General features: G+C 71.9%; 15 protein-coding genes and 1 pseudogene. 9 read left to right on the top strand and 7 right to left on the bottom strand.

Annotation, left to right across the window (positions count from 1 at the left end):
- Positions 1–587 (bottom strand): annotated as a pseudogene (locus ACZ4FV_RS16245) (peptidase M28); the annotation flags it as partial.
- A gap of 324 nt (positions 588–911) precedes the next feature.
- Positions 912–2,549: a CocE/NonD family hydrolase gene (locus ACZ4FV_RS16240; RefSeq protein WP_465322806.1), complete on the bottom strand. Its 1,638-nt coding sequence runs from the start codon at positions 2,547–2,549 to the stop codon at positions 912–914.
- Positions 2,550–2,776: 227 nt separating this feature from the next.
- Here ACZ4FV_RS16240 and ACZ4FV_RS16235 point away from each other — a divergent pair, with 227 nt between their 5' ends.
- Positions 2,777–4,240: a carboxylesterase/lipase family protein gene (locus ACZ4FV_RS16235; RefSeq protein WP_465322805.1), complete on the top strand. Its 1,464-nt coding sequence runs from the start codon at positions 2,777–2,779 to the stop codon at positions 4,238–4,240.
- A gap of 54 nt (positions 4,241–4,294) precedes the next feature.
- Here the strand turns inward: ACZ4FV_RS16235 and ACZ4FV_RS16230 are convergent, their stop codons facing one another.
- The gene (locus ACZ4FV_RS16230) at positions 4,295–5,338 is read right to left on the bottom strand and encodes a P1 family peptidase (protein ID WP_395871589.1); all 1,044 of its coding nucleotides are present in this window, start codon (positions 5,336–5,338) and stop codon (positions 4,295–4,297) included.
- Between the two features lie 234 nt (positions 5,339–5,572).
- Between ACZ4FV_RS16230 and ACZ4FV_RS16225 the strand changes: the two genes are divergently transcribed.
- Entirely contained in the window at positions 5,573–6,304 is a 732-nt protein-coding gene (locus tag ACZ4FV_RS16225) for a polyamine aminopropyltransferase (protein WP_395871587.1), read from the top strand.
- 140 nt (positions 6,305–6,444) lie between these two features.
- Here the strand turns inward: ACZ4FV_RS16225 and ACZ4FV_RS16220 are convergent, their stop codons facing one another.
- Both ACZ4FV_RS16220 and ACZ4FV_RS16215 read right to left on the bottom strand, forming a co-directional pair.
- Positions 6,445–7,347: a serine hydrolase gene (locus ACZ4FV_RS16220; RefSeq protein ID WP_395871585.1), complete on the bottom strand. Its 903-nt coding sequence runs from the start codon at positions 7,345–7,347 to the stop codon at positions 6,445–6,447.
- 52 nt (positions 7,348–7,399) lie between these two features.
- The gene (locus ACZ4FV_RS16215; RefSeq protein WP_402232600.1) at positions 7,400–8,248 is read right to left on the bottom strand and encodes a M55 family metallopeptidase; all 849 of its coding nucleotides are present in this window, start codon (positions 8,246–8,248) and stop codon (positions 7,400–7,402) included.
- Positions 8,249–8,500: 252 nt separating this feature from the next.
- Between ACZ4FV_RS16215 and ACZ4FV_RS16210 the strand changes: the two genes are divergently transcribed.
- From ACZ4FV_RS16210 to ACZ4FV_RS16180, 7 genes are all read left to right on the top strand, one after another.
- A complete protein-coding gene (locus ACZ4FV_RS16210; protein WP_395871581.1) occupies positions 8,501–9,961 on the top strand; it encodes a serine hydrolase domain-containing protein in 1,461 nt (486 codons plus the stop codon).
- On the top strand, positions 9,958–11,529 hold the full coding sequence (locus tag ACZ4FV_RS16205; RefSeq protein WP_465322804.1) for an ABC transporter substrate-binding protein: 1,572 nt from the start codon (positions 9,958–9,960) through the stop codon (positions 11,527–11,529). Before ACZ4FV_RS16210 ends, ACZ4FV_RS16205 begins: the two co-directional genes overlap by 4 nt.
- A complete protein-coding gene (locus ACZ4FV_RS16200; protein WP_395871577.1) occupies positions 11,526–12,527 on the top strand; it encodes an ABC transporter permease in 1,002 nt (333 codons plus the stop codon). The genes ACZ4FV_RS16205 and ACZ4FV_RS16200 overlap by 4 nt, the downstream gene beginning before the upstream one ends.
- A 2-nt stretch (positions 12,528–12,529) precedes the next feature.
- Positions 12,530–14,386, top strand: coding sequence for a dipeptide/oligopeptide/nickel ABC transporter permease/ATP-binding protein (locus ACZ4FV_RS16195; RefSeq protein ID WP_395871575.1), 1,857 nt, complete (start codon positions 12,530–12,532; stop codon positions 14,384–14,386).
- Positions 14,383–15,255: an ABC transporter ATP-binding protein gene (locus tag ACZ4FV_RS16190; protein ID WP_395871573.1), complete on the top strand. Its 873-nt coding sequence runs from the start codon at positions 14,383–14,385 to the stop codon at positions 15,253–15,255. The genes ACZ4FV_RS16195 and ACZ4FV_RS16190 overlap by 4 nt, the downstream gene beginning before the upstream one ends.
- Positions 15,252–16,169, top strand: a complete 918-nt coding sequence (locus ACZ4FV_RS16185) for a GNAT family N-acetyltransferase (RefSeq protein WP_395871571.1) — start codon at positions 15,252–15,254, stop codon at positions 16,167–16,169. The genes ACZ4FV_RS16190 and ACZ4FV_RS16185 overlap by 4 nt, the downstream gene beginning before the upstream one ends.
- 240 nt (positions 16,170–16,409) lie before the next feature.
- Positions 16,410–18,077 (top strand): PucR family transcriptional regulator, encoded by a 1,668-nt coding sequence (locus tag ACZ4FV_RS16180; RefSeq protein ID WP_395871568.1) that lies wholly within the window; start codon positions 16,410–16,412, stop codon positions 18,075–18,077.
- A gap of 27 nt (positions 18,078–18,104) precedes the next feature.
- On the opposite strand, the gene ACZ4FV_RS16175 is transcribed toward ACZ4FV_RS16180, so the two are convergent.
- The gene (locus tag ACZ4FV_RS16175; protein ID WP_395871566.1) at positions 18,105–18,344 is read right to left on the bottom strand and encodes a lipopolysaccharide assembly protein LapA domain-containing protein; all 240 of its coding nucleotides are present in this window, start codon (positions 18,342–18,344) and stop codon (positions 18,105–18,107) included.
- A gap of 76 nt (positions 18,345–18,420) precedes the next feature.
- Positions 18,421–19,200 carry a SpoIIE family protein phosphatase gene (locus tag ACZ4FV_RS16170; protein ID WP_395871563.1) on the bottom strand — a complete coding sequence of 260 codons (780 nt, stop codon included), beginning with the start codon at positions 19,198–19,200 and terminating at the stop codon, positions 18,421–18,423.
- Between the last annotated feature and the right edge of the window lie 173 nt (positions 19,201–19,373).

The following is a 19,373-nucleotide window of genomic DNA, read 5'->3' as shown; positions in this document are numbered from 1 at the left end:
GCCTTCACGTCGTCGACGGTGTCGAGCACCGTGCCCGTGCTCGCATCGACGAAGACGTGCAGCCTGCTGGGCGCGGTCGCGGTACGACCGATCAGGACGGTTTCCCAGGCGAGATTGCTCTGCCCGTCCTTGACCCGGACGACCAGGCGGTGCGATTCGACCTTGTCCACGGCAGCGAGTCTGGCCCTGGACGTGGTCTCGGCGGCGCCCGCGTCGATCGTGGGCGTGGTCTTGGCCGAGATGCGGGTGCTGGTGGCGGACTGGGTCGCGCGGACCCGGCCCTGGCCGTCGGCGAGCACGACGGCGTCGCCGCCGACCACCGGGATGCCCCGGTAGGTGCGCTCGTAGGCGACCGAGTAGAGGCCGTTGACCCAGGGGGTCACCGCTTGGCGTTCGTACTGCTCGTCGGGACCCTTGGCGAGGGTGTCCAAGCCACTGGTCGCGGCTCGGTCGGCGGCGGAGACCGCCAGCGCCTGCGAGCCGGGAGGGGAAGGCGGATCGGCCGAAGCCGACTGCGCGGTCGTGGAGACCGCCAATCCGGCGAGTACGGCCAGGACTGTCCCGGCCGTCACCGTTTTGCGATTCATCGAGGCTCCTCGAGTGGAAGGTAGACCTCGACCACGAATCCGACCTTCGCGATGCGTGTCCGCAAGGTGAGCGAACCGCCGACGCGCCTGGCCGCCGGGTTCGTGCCCGATCGGCACACGTTCACACGGTCTGCCCGTTCCGTTCAATGCGCGCTCGAAGGGCCGGCAAAATCTGTCAAACTCCGTTCCACACAAGTGAGTTGCGCGCATCGGAGAATGATTCCGGGAGTCGGTCGACGGGGCTGCCCGGCACCCGGTGCGGCGACCGGAGAGGCGCATCGGGTGCCGGGCAGCAGGCGCGAACGACTCACCCGGAGGTCGCGATCAGCTCACCGGAAGATCCAGGTAGGACGGATCCTCGTCGGAGGGGGAGACCGTGATGGTGGTGCCCGCGACGGGGGCCGCACCGTAGAACGGGTCGAACGTATCCAGCACGAGCAGTACCCGGTGGCCGGCCGGGACGTTGTAGCCGGTGGCCTGGAGGGCGATGTCCAGGACGACCAGCCGTTCCGCCTCGCCCTCGGGGCCGGTGAACGGCGCGTGCGTAATGATGTGGGCGTTGCCGTCGGCGTCGACGTCGAAGAGGTGTGCGATCACCGTCGGGGTCGGTCCCTCGATCGTGTAAGTCACCCGCAGTCGAGGCACGCCCCGCAGTTTCACCGCCACGGGTAGCGGTGCGGTGGCCCACACGCCCGCGTGGGACCGATCGATCTCGTTGGTCGGGTATACCTTGGGGAAGCCGGCCATCTCCGGGTAGCCGGAGAAGATGATCTTGTTTGCGACGGTGGCGGGGGTGTCCGCGCCGGACCGGAAGACGATGTCCGTGTCGCCGCCCGCCTTGTCGGTGAGCGTGCCGTCGCCGCCGTTCTGTGGGCCGGTCAGGTATAGCCGTTCGGTGCGCCCGGTGACCGTGCCCCACGTGGGCCGCTCTTCGATCGGGCCCTTCCACATGATCTGTGTGACGACCTCGCCCTCGGCATCGATGCCGTTGGCGATGCCCTTGAGGTGGTGGTCGAACCACCGGTGCGCGTCCTCCCAGATCCGGTTCGGCAGCCCGATGATGCCGGGCGATTCCGGTCCCGAGTGGTCGCCGATGGACAACAGGAGGCGCTTGGGGCCGGTCAGCGCGTTGAACATCTTCAACGTCTGATTGGTGGGGAACAGCGTCTCGTGCCACGCGTTCGCGAACAGGATCGGCACGCCGCGTTCGTTGAGCTTTCCGACGCGCTCGTGCGGGGAGCGCGGTACCGCCCAGTCCAGCGCCGGTTGTGGGTCCGGGTTGGTCAGTACGTCCCGGAACGCCTGCTGTGTCGTCTCGCTGAGCCGGGCGTCGGCGGCGGCACCCAGGAGCGTGGACACCGCGGCCAGGTGCCGGGTGCCGTTCTCGAAGAACGCCTCGCCCAGATCACCCCAGGTGCTCAGGGCCACCACCGCGCCCACCTTGGGCTCCTCGGCGGCGACCAGCTGGCTGATGCCCGATCCGTACGAGTCGCCGATGAAGCCGACGCCGGTCAACTCGCCCGTGACCAAGCCCTCCACGAAGGTGATCGCCGCCTGACCATCCTCGATGTCCTCGAGACCGGCCACCTCGACCTCACCCTGGGATTCGCCGAACCCGCGCGCGGTGTAGGCCAGTACGTGGTAGCCCTTGAGCGCGAAGCGGGTCGCCTGCACCGCGTAGACGACCCAGCCCAGGTTCACCCATGGCGAGGGCATCACGATCAACGGTCGGGGTCGGCCGTCCCGGTGCAGCCAGAGCGCGCCGTCCAGCTCGTCGCCTCCCGCGCCGGGCACCCGAACCTTGCTGAACTCGACCTGTGCCCGGGTCTCCTGGACCTCGGTCACGCGCGCGGGGGCCAGTCGGCCGGTGTTCCCGGTCTCCAGTGCTTCGACGACCTGCGTCAAGGTCGCCTCGTCCAGTTCGGGGTAGAGGCTGGTCGGCTGCGGTTCCTGAGAACTCACGTCGGTTCCTTCCCACTTCGTCGACTCGTGCGGACGAGGCCGACACCCCGCCATGATCGCAGTGGGTGTCGACTCGAAAACACAGTGTCATCGAATCCTGTTTCGTGACGGGAGAATGGGAGGAAAATCCGAAGTGGGAAACAACCGTTCCGGTGTGCCGACCCCTTCGCTACCCTCGCCCGATCTGGCGAATCGTCGAGCGGGGCTCCCCGCGGATCGGATGGCCCATGAAGAACGTTTCCCCAAACGACGAGTCCGGGCGCCCGACGGTGTCGATCTCGGCCGGCCGGGTGTGCGGCACCACCGCGGACGGCGTGCGTCGTTTCCTCGGCATCCCGTACGCCGCCGCGCCGGTGGGCCCGAGACGGTTCGACCGGCCGGCCCCGCATCCGGGGTGGGCGGACGAGCGCGACGCCGGTTCGATGGGGGCGACCGCGCCCCAGGCGCCGTACCGGGGCGGCCTGGGCGACCTGCTGCCGACGGTGGTGGTCGAGGGCGACGAATACCTGAACCTGAACATCTGGGCACCGGCCGACGCGGCCGGTCTGCCGGTGATGGTGTGGGTGCACGGCGGATCACTCGCGCACGGCGCCAACGCGCTGCCCGGGTACGACGGTTCCGCCTTCGCCCGGGACGGCGTGGTGTTCGTGGCGCCGAACTACCGGCTGGCCTCCGAGGGCTTCTCGGTGTTGGCGGGCGCGCCGCTCAATCTCGGACTGGCCGACGTGCTCGCCGCGCTGCGCTGGGTGCACGCCGAGATCGCGGCCTTCGGTGGCGATCCCGAACAGGTCACCGTGTTCGGCGAGTCCGCCGGATCGATCCTGCTGGGCGCCCTGGTCGCCCACCCGCAGGCCGCGTCGTTGTTCGGTCGGGCGATTCTGCAGAGCGGGATGCCCGGCGCGCTCCCGCCCGAGGGCGCCGGCCGGATCACCCGTCTGGTGGCCGAGCGGCTGGGTCGCGCGGCGACCCGGGAGGCGTTCGCGGACGTGCCCGCGGCCGAACTGGTCGCGGCCGAACAGGCCGTCACCGCCGGTGGCTCGCCGATGACCGGTGGCCCCGGATTCACCATGGCCGTCGACGCGGACCTGGTGCCGGTCGAGCCGATGGCGGCCCTGCAGGCCGGCGGTGGGTCGGACATCACACTGCTGCTCGGCTCGAATACCGAGGAATACCGGCTGTGGTTCGTGCCCACGGGGATGCTGGACCGGGTCGGCGCACTGCTGTTCGCGGGTGCGCGGCTCAAATTCCGGATCACACGCCGGATCCTGGCCGCGTATCGGGCCAATCGGCCGGGTGCCTCGCGCGGTGAACTGCTCGGCACGCTGGTCGGCGATCTGTTGCTGCGACTGCCGATCAACCGGGTCGCGGACGCCCGCCTGGATCACGGCGCGTCCACCTACGTCTACGAGTTCGGCTGGCGCAGCCCGGTCCTGGACCTGGGCGCGGCGCACGCGATGGAGCTGCCCTTCGTCTTCGACGGCCTCGCGACGCCCGACTGGCGCGCCCTCACCGGCGACGCGGCTCCGCAGCGGCTGGCCGACGACATGCACGCGGCGTGGGTGCGCTTCGCCAAGACCGGCGACCCGGGCTGGGAACCGTGGGACGCCCGGCGCCCGGTACGGGTGTTCGACCATCCCGAGACCCGCACGGTGTTCGCCCCGCGCGAGGACGAGCGAGCCGTCTGGCCCTGACCGGCGGGCCTGGCCGGGCCCGCTCCCGGGCCGGTCGGCGGGGTGTCGCGTCCGTCATCCCAGGGCGCGACGCACGGCCGCGTGCGGCAGCGCGAACGCCTTGTGCCCGGACGGCGCGTGCACCGTCTCGGCGGCCAACAGGGCGTCCAGCACCGCCTCCTCGACGGCGTCCATCGTCGCGGCGAAGACCGTGTCCAACAGCGCCGAGGGCAGCGGCTCGGCGGCGCGCACGGGCGCGGTGGAGAAGGCCACCGCGTAGTCGCCGCTGCCGTGCGCGAACGCGGCCCCGACCCGGGCCAGACCGAACACACCGCGCCCGGCGATCCGGGTCAACTCGCGCGTGGAACAGGGCAGATCGGTGGCGACCACGACCACGCACGAGCCCTGCCCGCCGGCCGGTCCGGCGGTCGGCAGACCCAGCGTGGCCGGGCGCAACACCTGGCCACCCAGCCGTAGTTCGCCGGACATGTTGGCCTGCACCAGCACGCCCACGGTCGCCTCGCCGGTGTCCGTGGGCACCCGGCGCGACGCGGTGCCGATGCCGGCCTTGTAGCCCAGCGCGCACGCGCCGGTGCCGCCGCCCACACTGCCCTGCGGCACCGGCCCGGTCGAGGCCGTGTCCAGCGCCGCGTACACGTGCGCCGCGGTCACCCGGCGTGGGCGGTTCCGGGACAGCCACGTGTCGTCGATCTCGCCGACCACCGGCAGCACGGAGGTGAGCGGCGGATCGGCCCGCTCCCGCAGCCAGGTCGACAGGGCGTTCGCGACGGGGAAGGTGGACAGCTTGGAAGTGAGCAGCAACGGGGTCTCCAATTCGCCCGGTTCCACCGAGCGGCCCGCGCCGACGAACCTCCCGTGGCCGTTGCCGACGAACTGCCCGGCCGGCAATGGGCCGTGACTGCCCAGCGCGTCGGGCACGATCGCGGTCACTCCCGAGTACAACCCCTCCCGGGGGTCACGCAGCGTGGTGTGCCCCACCCGCACGCCCGGGACGTCGGTGAGCGCGTTCCACATCCCGGGAGCCAGCAGGCCCGGCGCGTGGCCGAAGTCGCGGATGCGCGGGCGCGGCTTCGAAGGGCCCGTCGCGAGCTCGGTCATGGTGGCTCCGGATGTCGTTTCCGCCGGCATTCGCATGCCGTCACTCTCCGCTTTGCCCGTCGTGGGCCGCACCGTCGTCGCGGACGAAAGTTCGGACCCGCCTCGGGTGGCCCACACCAACCCCGGGCAGCCCTCGCGCCTGGTCGGCGGCGGCCCGCGCGCTCTATAGGCTGACCACCCACAGACCACCCACTGGCGCCGGAGAGCGGCACCGACACGGTTGAGGGTGCACGGATGAGCGCGCGTTTCGAGGAACTCGACTGGCGGCCGACGCCGATGGGCGAGATCAGTCTGCGCCGCAGGCGGGATCCGGCCACGGGCGAGGACGTGTACGAGGTCAAACTCGGCGACGAGTTCCTGATGTCCAGCCTGTTCACGGCGGGCGAGATCGCGCTGACCCGACTGGGCCTGGCCGACCTGCCGGACGCCGAACTCGACGTCGTGGTGGGCGGGCTCGGGCTCGGGTACACCGCCCGGGCGGCGCTGGACGACCCGCGCGTGCGCAGCCTGATCGTGGTGGACGCGCTGGGCGAGGTGATCGACTGGCACCGGCGCGGGCTGGTGCCGCTGGGCGCGGGGCTGGCCGGCGATCCGCGCTGTCGGCTGGTCCTCGGCGACTTCTTCGCGTTGGCCGGCGACCCTCGCGGGTGGGATGCGCAGGCGCCCGGCCGGCGCTTCCACGCCATCCTGCTGGACGTCGACCACTCGCCGCGGCACGTGTTGCACCCCAGCCACGCCGCGCTCTACCGGCCCGCCGGGCTGCGCGCGCTGGCCGATCGGCTGCATCCGGACGGCGTCTTCGCCCTGTGGTCGAACGACCCGCCGGACCACGAGTTCGGCGCGGTGCTCGCCGAGGTGTTCCCCGCCTCGGCCGCGCACGTGGTCGACTTCGACAACCCGCTCCAAGGCGGTACGGCGACCAACACCGTGTACGTGGCGCGCAAGGCGGGCGACCCCGCGTCCTGACCCGACGGGACGGCGAACCGGGTCGGGACGCGGGGTGCCGGGCGTGTCCTCGAACACCCCACCGGGTCCCTACCGGGGTGCGAGGACACGCGGGGTGCCGCGCCCGGCGACAGGGCACGAGCCGCCGGGCGCGGCACCGCTCAGGAGCGCAGGTGGTCGATGGCGACGCGGGCGGCCCGGCCGATCGCCGCGTCGGCCCGGGGCAGCCGGTAGCCCATCGACTCCGAACGCAGGAAGACGCCGACGGCGTAGCGCTTGCCGTCGGGGTATTCGACGACCCCGGCCTCGTTGCGCACACCCCACAGGGTGCCGGTCTTGCCGGACACCCGGATCTCGTCCTCGAAGCCGGAGGAGAGCCGGTGCGGCCAGATCTGCCGGCCCATGATCTCGCGCACCTCGGCGCAGGCCTCGGCGGGCCCGGCCTCGTCCCGCCAGATGGCGGCGAGCAGCTTGGTGATCTCGCGCGGGGTGGTCGAGGCGGTGCGCTCGGGGTCGCGCACGGTCACCATGCGCATGCGGTCCGGGGTGACCCGGGCGAGCTGCTCCTCGACGTCCTCGGCCGCCGGGTCGATGCCCAGGTCGGTCACCACGCTGGAGAGCAGTTCCTTGCAGCCGGTGACCGCGGTGGCGCGGCAGTCCAACTCGTCCAGCGTGGCTCGCACGTTCTCCCGGCCGACCAGGCCGAGCACGACGTCGGTGGCCGCGTTGTCGCTCATGGTCATCATCATGGCGGCGAGGTCGCGCGCGCTCATCTCCACGTCGTGCATGCAGCCGTCGGTGCCGATGCCGTCGCCTGCCTTGTCGGCGTCGGTGACCACGTGCCGCCCGGCCCGGTCCAGCCGGCCCGAGGCCGCCTGTCGCGCGTACTCCAAGGCGATCGGGATCTTGAAGACCGAGGCGAGCACGACCTTGTCGTCGGACCCGTAACAGACCTCGTCGTCGCCGTCGAGGTCGCGTACGTGCAGGAAGCCCTCGACCTCGGCCGCGTCGAAGACGGCGCGGATGCTCTTCGCCGGTTCGACCGGATCCTGGTCGGTGATCATGTTCGCTCCGTGAGGGTGGTCGGGTGGCCCCGAGGGGCTCGACGGGGTGTGTTCAGCGTTTGGCGGCGACGTTCGGCAGGTGGGTGGCGGCCGCGTGCGCGCCCACCGTGTACCAGAGGTTGATCAGGTCCATCACGACGTTGGGATCGGGTGCCGCGCATCGCACGGTCAACAGGTCCAGTCGTTCCGCGCCGGGCACGGCGGCGGCGAACTCGGCGGCCAGGGGGAGTTGGAAACCCACCTCCAGGACCAGTTCATCGGGCATCGGCAGGGCTTGCAGCCCGCTCGCGTTCCGGACCGCCAGCGCGGCCTTCTCCCGGATGAGGTCCCGAGCCAGGGAGGGGTGCATGGTGTCCGCCGCGGTCCATCCCTCGGCGGACTTGACCTGTGCGGTGACCACGCCGGGGAATACCTCCTCGGCCACCGAGCAGACGTGGTTGTCGCCGGTGACCAGTCCGATCGGCACCCCGTGCTGGGCGGCCAGCAGTGCGATCACCTCGGCCTCGGTGACGTGGCGGTCGCCCAGTTTCACCGAGGTGAAGTTGCCGGAGAAGGTGTGCGAGAGCACGCCGGGCTTGCCGGCCGCCGCGTGGTAGCCGACGAACAGCGCCACCGCGTGCTGCGGGCCCAGGCCGTGCGCCATGCACTGGGCCTTGGGGGTGCCCAGGATCATCCGGGCGCGGGGGTCCAGGTCCTCCGCGATCAGGTTGTCCATCGTGCCGTGGCTGTCGTTGATCAGTACGCGCTCGGCGCCCGCCGCGAACGCGCCTTCGATCGCCGCGTTCGCCTCACCCGTCATCAAGTGTTGCGCCCGGGGGTAGCCGCTGCCCCCGCGCCAGATCTGATCCAGGGTGGCGATGCCCGCCACACCTTCCATGTCGATCGAGATGTACACGTCCATCGGTCGCTCCCGTTCGTCGCGCTGCCCGTGAGCGACCCGACGCGCGCGTCGCCCGACGCCGGGCCGGGCGGTGTGCCGACCGTCGGCCGCCTCTGCCGAGGATTGCCGAGGCGGCCGGGGCTCGGCGTCGGTGATTCGGACAGGTTCGGCGGCGGTTCTTCGTCCACGAGGACGATTCGAGGTTTTCGGGGGCTGCCTACCGTGATCGTCCTCTGCGGCACTCGCCGCCGCCTTCCGAGGAGGTATCCCACGATGGGACGATCCGACGTGCCCGGGTCTGCTGCCCGGACACTGCCGACGCCCGAGTACCTAGCGACCCGACTCGGCGAACTGGCCAAGCGCGGCAACATTCCCGGGGCGAGTGTCGCGGTACGGATGGGCGACGAGACGGTCGTGGCCGCCACGGGCGTGCTCGACGTGGAGATCGGGTACCCGGCGACCCCGGACTCGATCTTCCAGATCGGGTCGATCACCAAGGTCTGGACGGCGACGCTGATCATGCAGCTCGTCGACGAGGGCGTGCTCGACCTCGACGCCCCCGTGCGCACCTACCTGCCGGAATTCAAGCTCGTCGACGAGGCCGCCGCACAGGTGGTGACGACGCGTCAACTGCTGTGCCACACCGCGGGTTTCGAGGGCGACCTGTTCGACGACCACGGTCCCGGGGACGACGCGGTGGCCAAGCTGGTCGCGGACCTGGCCGCGAAGGCCGGGCAACTGTTCGCACCCGGCGAGATGTTCTCGTACTGCAACAGCGGGTTCGTCGTGCTGGGTCGGATCATCGAGGTGCTCACCGGACAGACCTGGGAGGCGACGCTGCGTGAGCGCATAGCGGTGCCCCTGGGGCTGGGCCGGTTGGCCACCAGCGCGAACGAGGCGATCCTGCACCGGGTGGCGATCGGGCACGTGTCCGGGCCGGACGGGACCGCGGTGCGGGTGCCGGGGTGGGAGATGCCGCGCTCCAACGCGCCCGCCGGCTCGACGCTGACCACCACGGCGACCGACCTGCTCGCGTTCGCCGCCGCGCACATCGCCCGGGGACTGCTCCCGGACGGCACCCGCCTGCTGTCGGAGGCGTCCGCGCTCGCGATGCGCGAGCCGCAGGTCCAGGTGCCCGACATCGAGGCGGTCGGCGGCGCGTGGGGGTTGGGCTGGAACCTGTTCGACTGGGTCGGCGGCCCGATCATCGGTCACGACGGCGGCACCATGGGCCAGGCCGCGATCCTGCGGGTGGCCCCCGAGAGCGACGTCTCGATCGCGATCCTCACCAACGGCGGCGATCTGGCCGTGATGTACGACCTGGTCCGCGACGTGTTCGCGACGACCGCGGACGTGCGCGTACCGGAGCCCGTGGTACCGCCCGCCGAGCCCCCGGTGGTGGACCCGCGCTTCTTCGTCGGCCGCTACGCCTCGCAGGCGATGGCGTTGGACGTGGTCGAGTCCGAGGAGGGACTGGAACTGACCATGCGCACGCTCGGCGCCGCCGCCGAGATGCTCGGCGAACAGGTCAAGACCAGCAAGCTGGTGATCCGCGACGCCCGCACGCTGATCGAGGTCGAGGCGCAGGGTGGGCAGCACACGCAGTATGCCTTCCTCGGCGACGGCGACCGGGCCCGCTTCCTGCACATGACCCGCGCGGTTCCGCGCGTGACGGTCGGCGAGTCGGCCGCGGCGAACGGTGCCGTTGAGTGTTCCGCCGGCGGCGCGCGATGAGACGCGTCCCACGCGGGGCCGCAGCGGCCGTCGCGTTGGGTCTGTTCGCCGCCGGGTGCGGAGGGACCGCGAGCGATGGTGGTGCCGGCGACGGTGACACCGTCACGATCGCCATCGAAGGCGACCCCGGCAACATGAACCCGCTGACCGCGCTGACCTCGTCCGCGGTCACGATGAACCGCTACTCCTACGACTCGCTGATCCATGTCGCCAACGACGGGCGGATCGTCTCGGGCGTCGCCGAGAATTGGACCTCCGACGCGACCTCGGCGACCTTCACGCTCCGCCGCGACGTGATGTGCGACAGCGGCCGAGCACTGACCGCCTCCGACATCGCGGCCCAGTACGCCTACATCGCCGACCCGGCCAACAAGTCGCCTCTGTACGGCCTGATGGTGCCTCCCGGGACCGTCGCCACCGCCGACGACGCGGCCGGCACCCTGACGCTGAAGACCCCGGACCCGGCCCCGTTCCTGGTCCGCGGCACCGCGATGTTGCGACTGGTGTGCCCCACCGCCATGAAGTCCCCCGATGTCCTGAGCCACACGTCCGACGGGACCGGACCCTACCGACTGAGCCAGGTGGTCCCGGGCGACCACTTCACCTTCACCAAGCGCGCCGGCTACACCTGGGGGCCGAACGGCATCGGCAACACCGACCTGCCCGACCGAGTGGTCTTCAAGGTCCTCGCCAACGAATCCACCAGGGCGAACCTGGTGCTCGGCGGACAGATCGACATCGCGCCCATCGTCGGCGGCGACCGCGCCCGGCTGACCGCGGCCGGCGTCAAGTCCGCGGTCCAGCGCGACCCCTTGGGGATGCTGGTCTTCAACGAGGCCGCCAATCGGGTCACCGCCGATCCCCTGGTGCGTCGGGCGCTGATCGAGGCGCTCGACCTCAAGCAGATCGGTGCGGTGGCCACCGGCGGCAAGGGTCAACCCGCGACCCGCGTCGGTGTCACGGCGGCGCCGCCGTGCACCGAGGACGCGGTGACCGAGCACCTGCCACGGCACGACGTGGCTCGGGCCGCGGAGGCGCTGCGGTCGGCGGGGTGGAAGAAGTCCGGCGGGCGCTGGACCAAGGACGGCAAACAGCTGTCGATCTCCATGCCCTACCCCGGTGTGTTCGGCAACCAGCTCATCGCCGCCGTCGAGTTGGCGGTCAAGCAATGGAAGTCGTTCGGCGTCAAGGTCAACGCTCAGCCGACCACCGCCGCGACGAACGCCACGATCCTGATGGGCGGTCAGTGGGAAGTCGCGTGGGCACCGCTCTCGGTGACCACACCCGACCAGGCCCTCCCCTTCTTCATGGGAGCCACCCCACCGGACGGGCTCAACTTCGGTTCGCTGGACAACCCCGAATTCAAACGTCTCGTGGCTCTCGCAATGGCCAAGCCGGACACCTCGGGTTGCCCCGAGTGGACCGCGGCCGAATCCGAGTTGATCAAACGTCTCGATGTGGTGACCTTCATGGACTCGTTGACCCCCTATTTCGCTCGGGGCTACAGCTTCGAACTCGACGGTGGCGGTCCCATTCCGACCACCCTTCGCAAGGTCGGTGGCCGATGAGTACCGCAGCCGGTACCGCAACCACGGCCGGCCGGGTGATCGACTTCCGGCTCGGCCCCTGGACCTCCTTCCTCGTGCGCCGTACCGGGCGCCTGGTGGTCTCGCTCGCCGCACTGGTCACCGCCGCCTTCGCGATGATCCACTTCGTCCCCGGCGACCCGGTCCGCGGCGCCCTGGGACTCAACGCCACGCCCGAGGCGGTCGCCGCCCGCAAGGAGCAACTGGGCCTGGACGACTCGCTGATCTCCCAGTACAAGCACTTCGTCGGCGGACTCTTCCACGGCGACCTGGGCGAATCGATCACCGCCCGGGTCCCGGTGTCCCGGATGATCGGCGACCGACTCCCGGCGACCATGGAGATCGCGATCTACGCGTTCCTCCTGGTGATGCTGGTGGCCATCCCGCTGGGCATGGCCATGGCCGTGTGGACCCGCAACGGCCGGCGCCGGCGCGGCGAACTCGCCTTCGCCTCCTCGACCGGGGCGATCGTGGCCATCCCGGAATTCCTCCTCGCGGTCTGCCTGGCCTCGGTGTTCGGCGTCTCGCTGGGCTGGTTCCCGGTGGCGCTGCGCGAAGGCCCGGACTCCTACGTCCTGCCGGTACTCGCGCTGGCCATCACCCCGATCGCCGCACTCTCGCGGATCGTCCGGGTGGAGGCGCTGCGCGTGTTCGAGACCGACTACATGCGCACCGCCCGCGCCAAGCGGCTGCCCGGCCGACTGGTCTACCTGCGGCACGCGTTGCCGAACCTGCTGACCTCCTCGCTCACCCTGGGCGGCCTGCTCCTGAGCGGCCTGCTGGCCGGGACCGTACTGATCGAGAACGTCTTCGCCTGGCCCGGCCTGGGCATGACCATCGTCCAGGCGATCCTGCAGAAGGACTATCCGCTCGTCCAAGGCATCGTGCTGGTCTACGGAGCCGCCGCGCTCACGATCAACTTCGTGGTCGACCTCGCCGTCGCCGCCGCCGATCCCCAGTCCACGATTCGCGGGAGCTGAAGATGGCCAACGCACCAAGACTTCGCCTCGCACTGCGCACCCCGCTGGGGATCACCGCCGCCGTCGCGAGCACGATCATCGCCCTGGTGGCGATCTTCGGACCCATGCTGCTCGGCGACACCGCCGACCGGATCGACACCGACGAGATCGGCCGACACAGCGGCACCGAGCACCTGTTCGGTACCGACGCCCTGGGTCGCGACATCGCCGCCCGCGTGGTGGTGGCCACCCGGCTCACCGTGGAACTGACCCTGTTCGCCACGCTCATCGCGGTCGTCGGCGGCCTGGTCCTGGGCGTCCTGCCGGCCGTCCTCGGCCGCCGCGCCGGTCGCCTGATCACCGCGACGGTCAACCTGCTCGTCGCCTTCCCCGGTCTGCTGTTCGTGCTCTTCCTCGCGGTCATCTTCGGCGTCGGCACCTTCTCCGCCGCCTTCGCCATCGGCCTGGGCGCGGCCCCCAGCACCGCCCGACTCGTGCAGAACCTGACCGCCTCGGTCGCCGGCACCGACTATGTGGCCGCCGCGCGGATCCTGGGCGTCGGCCGCTTCCGGATCATCGTCCGGCACATCCTGCCCAACATCGCCGAACCCGTCGCGCTGTTCGTCTCCACGACCGCAGCCGGCATCCTGGTCGCCTTCTCCGGCCTGTCCTTCCTCGGTCTGGGCGTGCAACCGCCCGACTACGACTGGGGACGCCTGCTCAACGAGCAGCTCGACCGGGTCATGGTGGACCCGATGTCGGCGGTCGGGCCGGGTCTTGCGATCGTGCTCACCGGCATCACCTTCGGCCTGATCGGCGAGGTGGTCGCCAAGGCGAACGCCGGCCGTACCGCGCCGCAGGCCGAGGTCGGCGCGGCCGACCCGGTCACCGAACGGCCCGCCGAGGCGGCCGAGTCGGCGCTGCTGAACATCGACCACCTGCGGGTGCGCTTCCCCGGGCACACCGCCGTGCACGACGTCTGCCTCACCGTCGCCGAGGGTGAAGCGGTCGGCATCGTCGGCGAGTCCGGCTCGGGCAAGAGCCTGACCGCGCTCGCCGCGGCCGGACTCGTCCCGCACCCGGGCCGGGTCAGCGCGGGCACCCTGCGCTTCGGCGACCGGGACCTGAACAAGCAGGCCCCCAAGGGCACCTCGATGGCCATGGTCTTCCAGGACCCGATGGCCTCGCTCAACCCCGCGCTCACGGTCGGCCGGCAACTCGCCGAGGTGGCCGAGGTGCACCACAACGCCGGACGGGCGGCGGCCCTTTCCCGGGCCGTGTCCCGACTGGGCGCGGTGGGCATCATCAACCCCGAACAGCGGGTCCGCAAGCGTCCGCACGAGTTCTCCGGCGGCATGCGCCAACGCGTGATGATCGCGATGGGCCTGATGGGCGAACCCCGGCTGATCATCGCCGACGAGCCCACCACCGCCCTGGACGTGACCGTGCAGGCCCAGGTGCTGGCCCTGCTCCGGGACGTGCGGACCGAATCGGGCGCCGCACTGCTGCTCATCTCGCACGACATCGCCGTCGTCTCCCAGGTGTGCGACCGCGTCGTGGTGATGTACGCGGGACGGATCGTCGAGGAACTGCCCGTCGGGGACCTCGCCGACGGCGTCGCCCACCCGTACTCGGCCGCGCTGATCGGCGCGGTGCCCAGCATGACCACCGACCGGGACGTCCCGCTGGCGACCATCCCCGGCCGGCCGCCGGAGCCCGGCGAGGAGAGCGTCGGTTGCCCGTTCGCGCCGCGCTGCGCCCGGGCGACGGACCGCTGCCGTACCGAGGAGCCGGTCCTGGAATCGATCGGTTCCGGTCGCCGCGTCGCGTGCTGGGACCCGATCACCACCGTCACCCACGAACTGGAGGAGGCACGATGAAAGCCGCGAGCACGGTGGATCCCTCCGCCGCCGAAGCCGCCCCCGGCCCCGCCGGGAGCGCAACGTCCGGTTCGCTCGAACTGCGCAACATCACCGTGCGCTACGGCCGCGGCCGCGGCGCCTCCACCGCCGTCGACGACGTGTCCCTGGAGGTGCCCGCGGGCAGCGTGGTCGGCCTGGTCGGCGGCTCCGGGTCGGGCAAGTCCACCCTGGGTCGGGCCGCGGTCGGCCTGGTCCCCGTCTACTCGGGGCAGGTCCTGGTCGACGGCGTCGACCAGGGCCGCAAGCCCGGGCGCCGACCGATCCAACTGGTCTTCCAGGACCCGTTCGCCTCGCTCAACCCGCGCCTGACCATCGGCGGTTCGGTCGCCGAGGCGGTGCCGCGCACCGACCGGGCGACCCGGGCGAGCGAGGTGGCCCGCTACCTCGACCTGGTCGGCATCGACCCCGGCGTGGCCGGACGCCTGCCGCACGCGCTCTCCGGCGGCCAGCGCCAACGCGTGGCACTGGCCCGCGCGCTCGCCGCCCGGCCCGCCGTACTGGTCGCCGACGAGGTCACCTCCGCGTTGGACGTCTCCGTCCAGGGCGCGGTGCTCAACCTGATCCGCGACCTGCAACGCGAACTCGGCTTCGCGATGTTGTTCATCTCGCACAACCTGGCCGTCGTGCGCTATCTCGCGGACCGGATCGCGGTGATGGACCGCGGCGTCCTGGTGGAGTCCGGCCCCGCCGCCCAGGTCCTGGAGAACCCGGAACACGAGTACACCCGGGCGCTGCTGTCCGGCGTGCCCACGATCGGCGAGCCGCTGCCCGAACGCGCGACGGTCGACCCCGATACCGATGTGGAGACGGAGGCCGCGACCCGATGACCCCGACACCGGCGGGGGCGCGTACCGGCGGCGACCTGTACCGCGCCGACCGCGAACCCGAACCCGACCCCGGTGCGTTGCGCGACCGCGCGGCCGAGGCGGCCGACCGCGCGGCTCGCGTGGCTCGGATCGAGATCCGCGAACTGCACACGCCGGTCGAGATGTCCGACGCGTGCGCCCTGTTCCAACACGTCTGGCAGCCCGACACCCCGATGATCAGCCCCGAGATGATGACCGTGGTCGCGCACTCCGGCGGCTACGTCGCGGGCACCTACGAGGGCGATCGACTGGTCGGCGCGGGCGTGGGCCTGCTCTCCACCGACGGCCTGCACTCGCACATCGCCGGCGTCGACGAACGCTCGCGAGGACGCGAGGTGGGCTACGCGCTCAAGGTGTACCAGCGGGCGTGGTGCCTGACCCGCGGGATCACCCGGGTCACCTGGACGTTCGACCCCCTGGTCGGACGGAACGCCTACTTCAACCTGGCCAAGCTCGGCGCGGTACCCGCGCAGTACCTCGCCGACTTCTACGGGCCCATGTCCGATGCCATCAACGGCGACGACTACTCCGATCGCATCCTGGCCGGCTGGGACCTGACCGCCGACCGGGTGGCCCTCGCCTGCGCGGGGACACCCGGGCCGGTGGACGCCGGGGCCTTGGTGGGGGAGGTGGTGATCGGCCTGGACACGGGTCCGGACAAGCGGCCGATCCCGGGCCGGACCGACGGGGACGTGGTGCTGGTGGCGGTGCCGCGCGACATCGAGGCGCTGCGCCGGACCGATCCGGCGGCGGCGCGGGGCTGGCGCCTGGCGTTGCGCGAGGTGCTCGGCGGGCTGATGGCCGAGGGCCGGGTGGTGCTCGGCTTCACCCGGGACGGACGGTACGTGCTCGGTCGGGGCCCGCGCCCGCGCTGACCCCGCGCCGGGTGCCCGGTCTCGGGGGACGGGCACCCGGCGTCACGATGGACCACGACATCCATCACAAGATCGTTTAGACTCCCGCCACGGAGTGACCGGCGCAGACGCGGTCGGCCCGGAGCGTCCGACGGGGGACTGTGTCGACCGATTGGATCCCCGTGTCATGAACGTGGTGAACGTGTTGGGCCCGCCGCGAATAGCGTCGGGCATTCTCGCCGCCGCGCCGGTGGCCATCCGATGACCGCGCATTCGCGCGCCGTTCTCGGGCGCATCATCGACGACCTCGGCTCCACGTTGTTCGAGGTGGCGGCCGGCAAGCCGGATCCCGACCGCGAGGTCACCGGAGTGCTCATCCACGACCCGCACGACGAACCCTCGCACGCGCCCGGCGCGGTGGTCCTGGGCGTCGCCGTCTACGGATCGCCGGCCATCGTGACCCTGGTGCACCGCGCGGCCGGCCTGGCCGCGCCGGCCGTCGTGGTGCGCGGCCCCATCGTGGTGGACGCCGAGATCGAGGCGGCCGTGGCGAGCACCGGCGTGGTGGTCCTCGCGCTCACCCCCGGTGCCTCCTGGTCCCAGGTCACCACACTGCTGCGGGCGCTGCTCGCGGTGGACGAGGTGGGCACCGCGCAGACCGGCGAAACCCTCGACGGCGCACCGGCCGGCGATCTGTTCGCGCTGGTCAACGCCATCGCCGCGCTCCTGGACGGGCCGGTCACGGTGGAGGACCGCAGCGGGCGGGTGCTGGCCTTCTCCAGCCGTCAGGACGAGGCGGACGAACCCCGGATCGCCACCATCCTGGACCGCCAGGTACCCGCGGAGATGTTGCGCATCCTGGAGGAACGCGGCGCCTTCCACGCCCTGTACCGCAACGAGGGGCCGCTGTACCTGGCCGGTGTCTCGGACCTGCCCCGGGTGGCCATCGCGGTCCGGGCCGGCGACGAGATCCTCGGCTCGATCTGGGTCGTGGTGCGCGCACCGCTGTCCGCCGAGTTGGAGCGTTCGCTGACCGAGGCGGCCAAGGTGGTCGCCCTGCACCTGCTGCGCCGCCGCGCCGGCGCGGACGTCGAGCGCCGACTGCGCACCGACCTGCTCGCCACCGTGCTCGAAGGCGGCCCCGCGGCGGTCGACGCGGCCGGCCGACTGGGTCTGGCGCACCAGCCCGCGTGCGTGCTCGCGCTCGCGGTGGTCGGCGACTCGGCACCCGCGGAGCGCACCGCGGAGGAACACCGGATCGTGGACGCGCTGGCCCTGCACCTGGCGGCGGTACACCCGCGCACGGCCACCGCGCGGCTCGGCGGCTTCACCTACGCGATCCTGCCCACCGAGTCGGACGGCAGGGCGGTCCGGCTGGCGGAGGAGTTCCTGGCCCGGATCGGCGGCCGGATCGAGGCCGTCGTGGGCATCGGGCGGGTCGTCGCGCGCGAGGTGGACCTGCCCTCCTCCCGCGCGGACGCGGACCGCGCGCTGCGGGTGCTGCGCTCGGGCCGCTCGTCGCTGCGGGTGGCCCGACTGTGCGACGTGTACGTGTCCTCGCTCCTGGTCGACGTCGCCGACCGGGTCGCGGCCACCGACGACGCACCGGCGGGGCCGGTGGCCCGGCTGCGCGCCTACGACGCCGAGCACGACACGCATCTCACCGAGACCCTCGCCGCGTGGCTGGACACCTTCGGCGACGTCACCGCGGCCGCGGCGGCCGTGCACGTGCACCCGAACACCTTCCGCTACCGGCTGCGCCGGTTGTCCGAGGTGGGTGCGATCGACCTCGCCGACGGCGACGCCCGCTTCGACGCGATGTTCCAGCTCCGCCTGCACGGCGTGCACCTGAACGGTTCGGCGCAACGCGCGACGGGCGCCGTGGGGCGGCTCACTTCGTCCGCGACGGTGCGGGGGCCGGGGGTGTAGGGCCGGTTCGGGCGCGGGGGTCCGTGCTCACCTGGGCCGGCGGTTCCGCCCGATCAGCCATCCGATGAGCGCCCCGACCACGAAGGAGCCGGCCAGGACGAACCAGAGCGGGGCCTCCACCTCGGGAATCCAGAAGCGGATCGAGGTGGTCCCGGTGTTGGCCAGGACGAACCAGACGCTCAGCGCGATCACCACGACGATCACGATCTGCCGCATGGTGACCCGCGAGCCTCGCTCCGCCGTGCCGTGCTTCGAGGTCTTCGCCATGTTCGAACGCTAGGCCCGGCGCCGCCCGGGCGCGCCGTGGGCGAGCCGAACGGGTGGCCCGGCTCCGCCCGCGTGCTCAGCCGCCCGCTCGCTCGGCCTCCAGCAGGAACAGCGCCGCGTCGCCGGCGAAGGACGCGTCGACATGGGCCTCGATGTCGACCGCGAGACGCTCCAGCGCGTCGACGAAGGCGCCGTGCAGCCGATCCGGCGCGCGCCGCGCCACCGGATAGCGCTCGCCGGCGGCGTCGTACGCCTCGGCGAGATCGTCGGTGTACAACAACACGCGCTCGCCGCCGCCGGCCGCGACAATCAGCTCCGTCGGCCGCAGGCTGCCCGGGGTCAGCGCGCCGATCGGCGGGGTGGTGAAGGCCGGTTCGAGGCCGAGCACCTGCCGGCCGACGACCAGGAGCGGGGCCGGGTAGCCGCGATTGACCAGAGCGAGCGAGCCGGTCCCGGCCGCCTCCTCGACGTGGCCGATCAGCAGCAGTCGCACCATGGAGCGATGGCCGCGCAGATGATCCTCGCGCAGGGACATGGCGATCCGGTGCGCGACATCGGGCAGCTCCGGTACGTCGGGCGCCGCCGCAGCGAAGGCGGCGACCACGTCCGCCGTCAGGTCGGGGGCGCACAACGGGTCGCCGGACACATCGCCGAAGAGCACCCGGGGGCCGAACGGCGTGTCCAGGACCCGACCGAACCAGGTGCGCGGGCTCGCGGACGGCGCCGCGGCGATCCGCCGGGTGGCCACTCGCAGCCCGGTGGCCTCGGCCACGGTGGTGGTATGCGGGTGCGGCTCGACGTCCAGCGCCGGCGAGGCGCCGGAGGGGCTGCCCGCCCCGGTGTCGTCTGTACTCACGGGAACTCCTCGCCGATGGGTCACCCGACCAGATTCACCCCACCACCCCCACCTGAAACGAACCCCGACCGACACCCCACCGCATCCCGGTAGAGACGCCGGGCACCCTTGCCGCATCCCCGGGGCGCCGGCGTTCCGTGCCCCCACTTCGACGCCATCTACGATCGGCCGGA

It is taken from the genome of Embleya sp. NPDC025285 (genome assembly GCF_055558835.1).
This window is presented reverse-complemented; position numbering and strand designations above follow the sequence as displayed.

What these genes read in the sequence shown, in the direction of transcription:
- ACZ4FV_RS16235 (WP_465322805.1), top strand. Translation starts at nt 2,777, where the DNA reads ATGAAGAACGTTTCCCCAAACGACGAGTCCGGGCGCCCGACGGTGTCG.
- ACZ4FV_RS16230 (WP_395871589.1), bottom strand. Translation starts at nt 5,338, where the DNA reads ATGACCGAGCTCGCGACGGGCCCTTCGAAGCCGCGCCCGCGCATCCGC.
- ACZ4FV_RS16225 (WP_395871587.1), top strand. Translation starts at nt 5,573, where the DNA reads ATGAGCGCGCGTTTCGAGGAACTCGACTGGCGGCCGACGCCGATGGGC.
- ACZ4FV_RS16220 (WP_395871585.1), bottom strand. Translation starts at nt 7,347, where the DNA reads ATGATCACCGACCAGGATCCGGTCGAACCGGCGAAGAGCATCCGCGCC.
- ACZ4FV_RS16215 (WP_402232600.1), bottom strand. Translation starts at nt 8,248, where the DNA reads ATGGACGTGTACATCTCGATCGACATGGAAGGTGTGGCGGGCATCGCC.
- ACZ4FV_RS16210 (WP_395871581.1), top strand. Translation starts at nt 8,501, where the DNA reads ATGGGACGATCCGACGTGCCCGGGTCTGCTGCCCGGACACTGCCGACG.
- ACZ4FV_RS16205 (WP_465322804.1), top strand. Translation starts at nt 9,958, where the DNA reads ATGAGACGCGTCCCACGCGGGGCCGCAGCGGCCGTCGCGTTGGGTCTG.
- ACZ4FV_RS16200 (WP_395871577.1), top strand. Translation starts at nt 11,526, where the DNA reads ATGAGTACCGCAGCCGGTACCGCAACCACGGCCGGCCGGGTGATCGAC.
- ACZ4FV_RS16195 (WP_395871575.1), top strand. Translation starts at nt 12,530, where the DNA reads ATGGCCAACGCACCAAGACTTCGCCTCGCACTGCGCACCCCGCTGGGG.
- ACZ4FV_RS16190 (WP_395871573.1), top strand. Translation starts at nt 14,383, where the DNA reads ATGAAAGCCGCGAGCACGGTGGATCCCTCCGCCGCCGAAGCCGCCCCC.
- ACZ4FV_RS16185 (WP_395871571.1), top strand. Translation starts at nt 15,252, where the DNA reads ATGACCCCGACACCGGCGGGGGCGCGTACCGGCGGCGACCTGTACCGC.
- ACZ4FV_RS16180 (WP_395871568.1), top strand. Translation starts at nt 16,410, where the DNA reads ATGACCGCGCATTCGCGCGCCGTTCTCGGGCGCATCATCGACGACCTC.
- ACZ4FV_RS16175 (WP_395871566.1), bottom strand. Translation starts at nt 18,344, where the DNA reads ATGGCGAAGACCTCGAAGCACGGCACGGCGGAGCGAGGCTCGCGGGTC.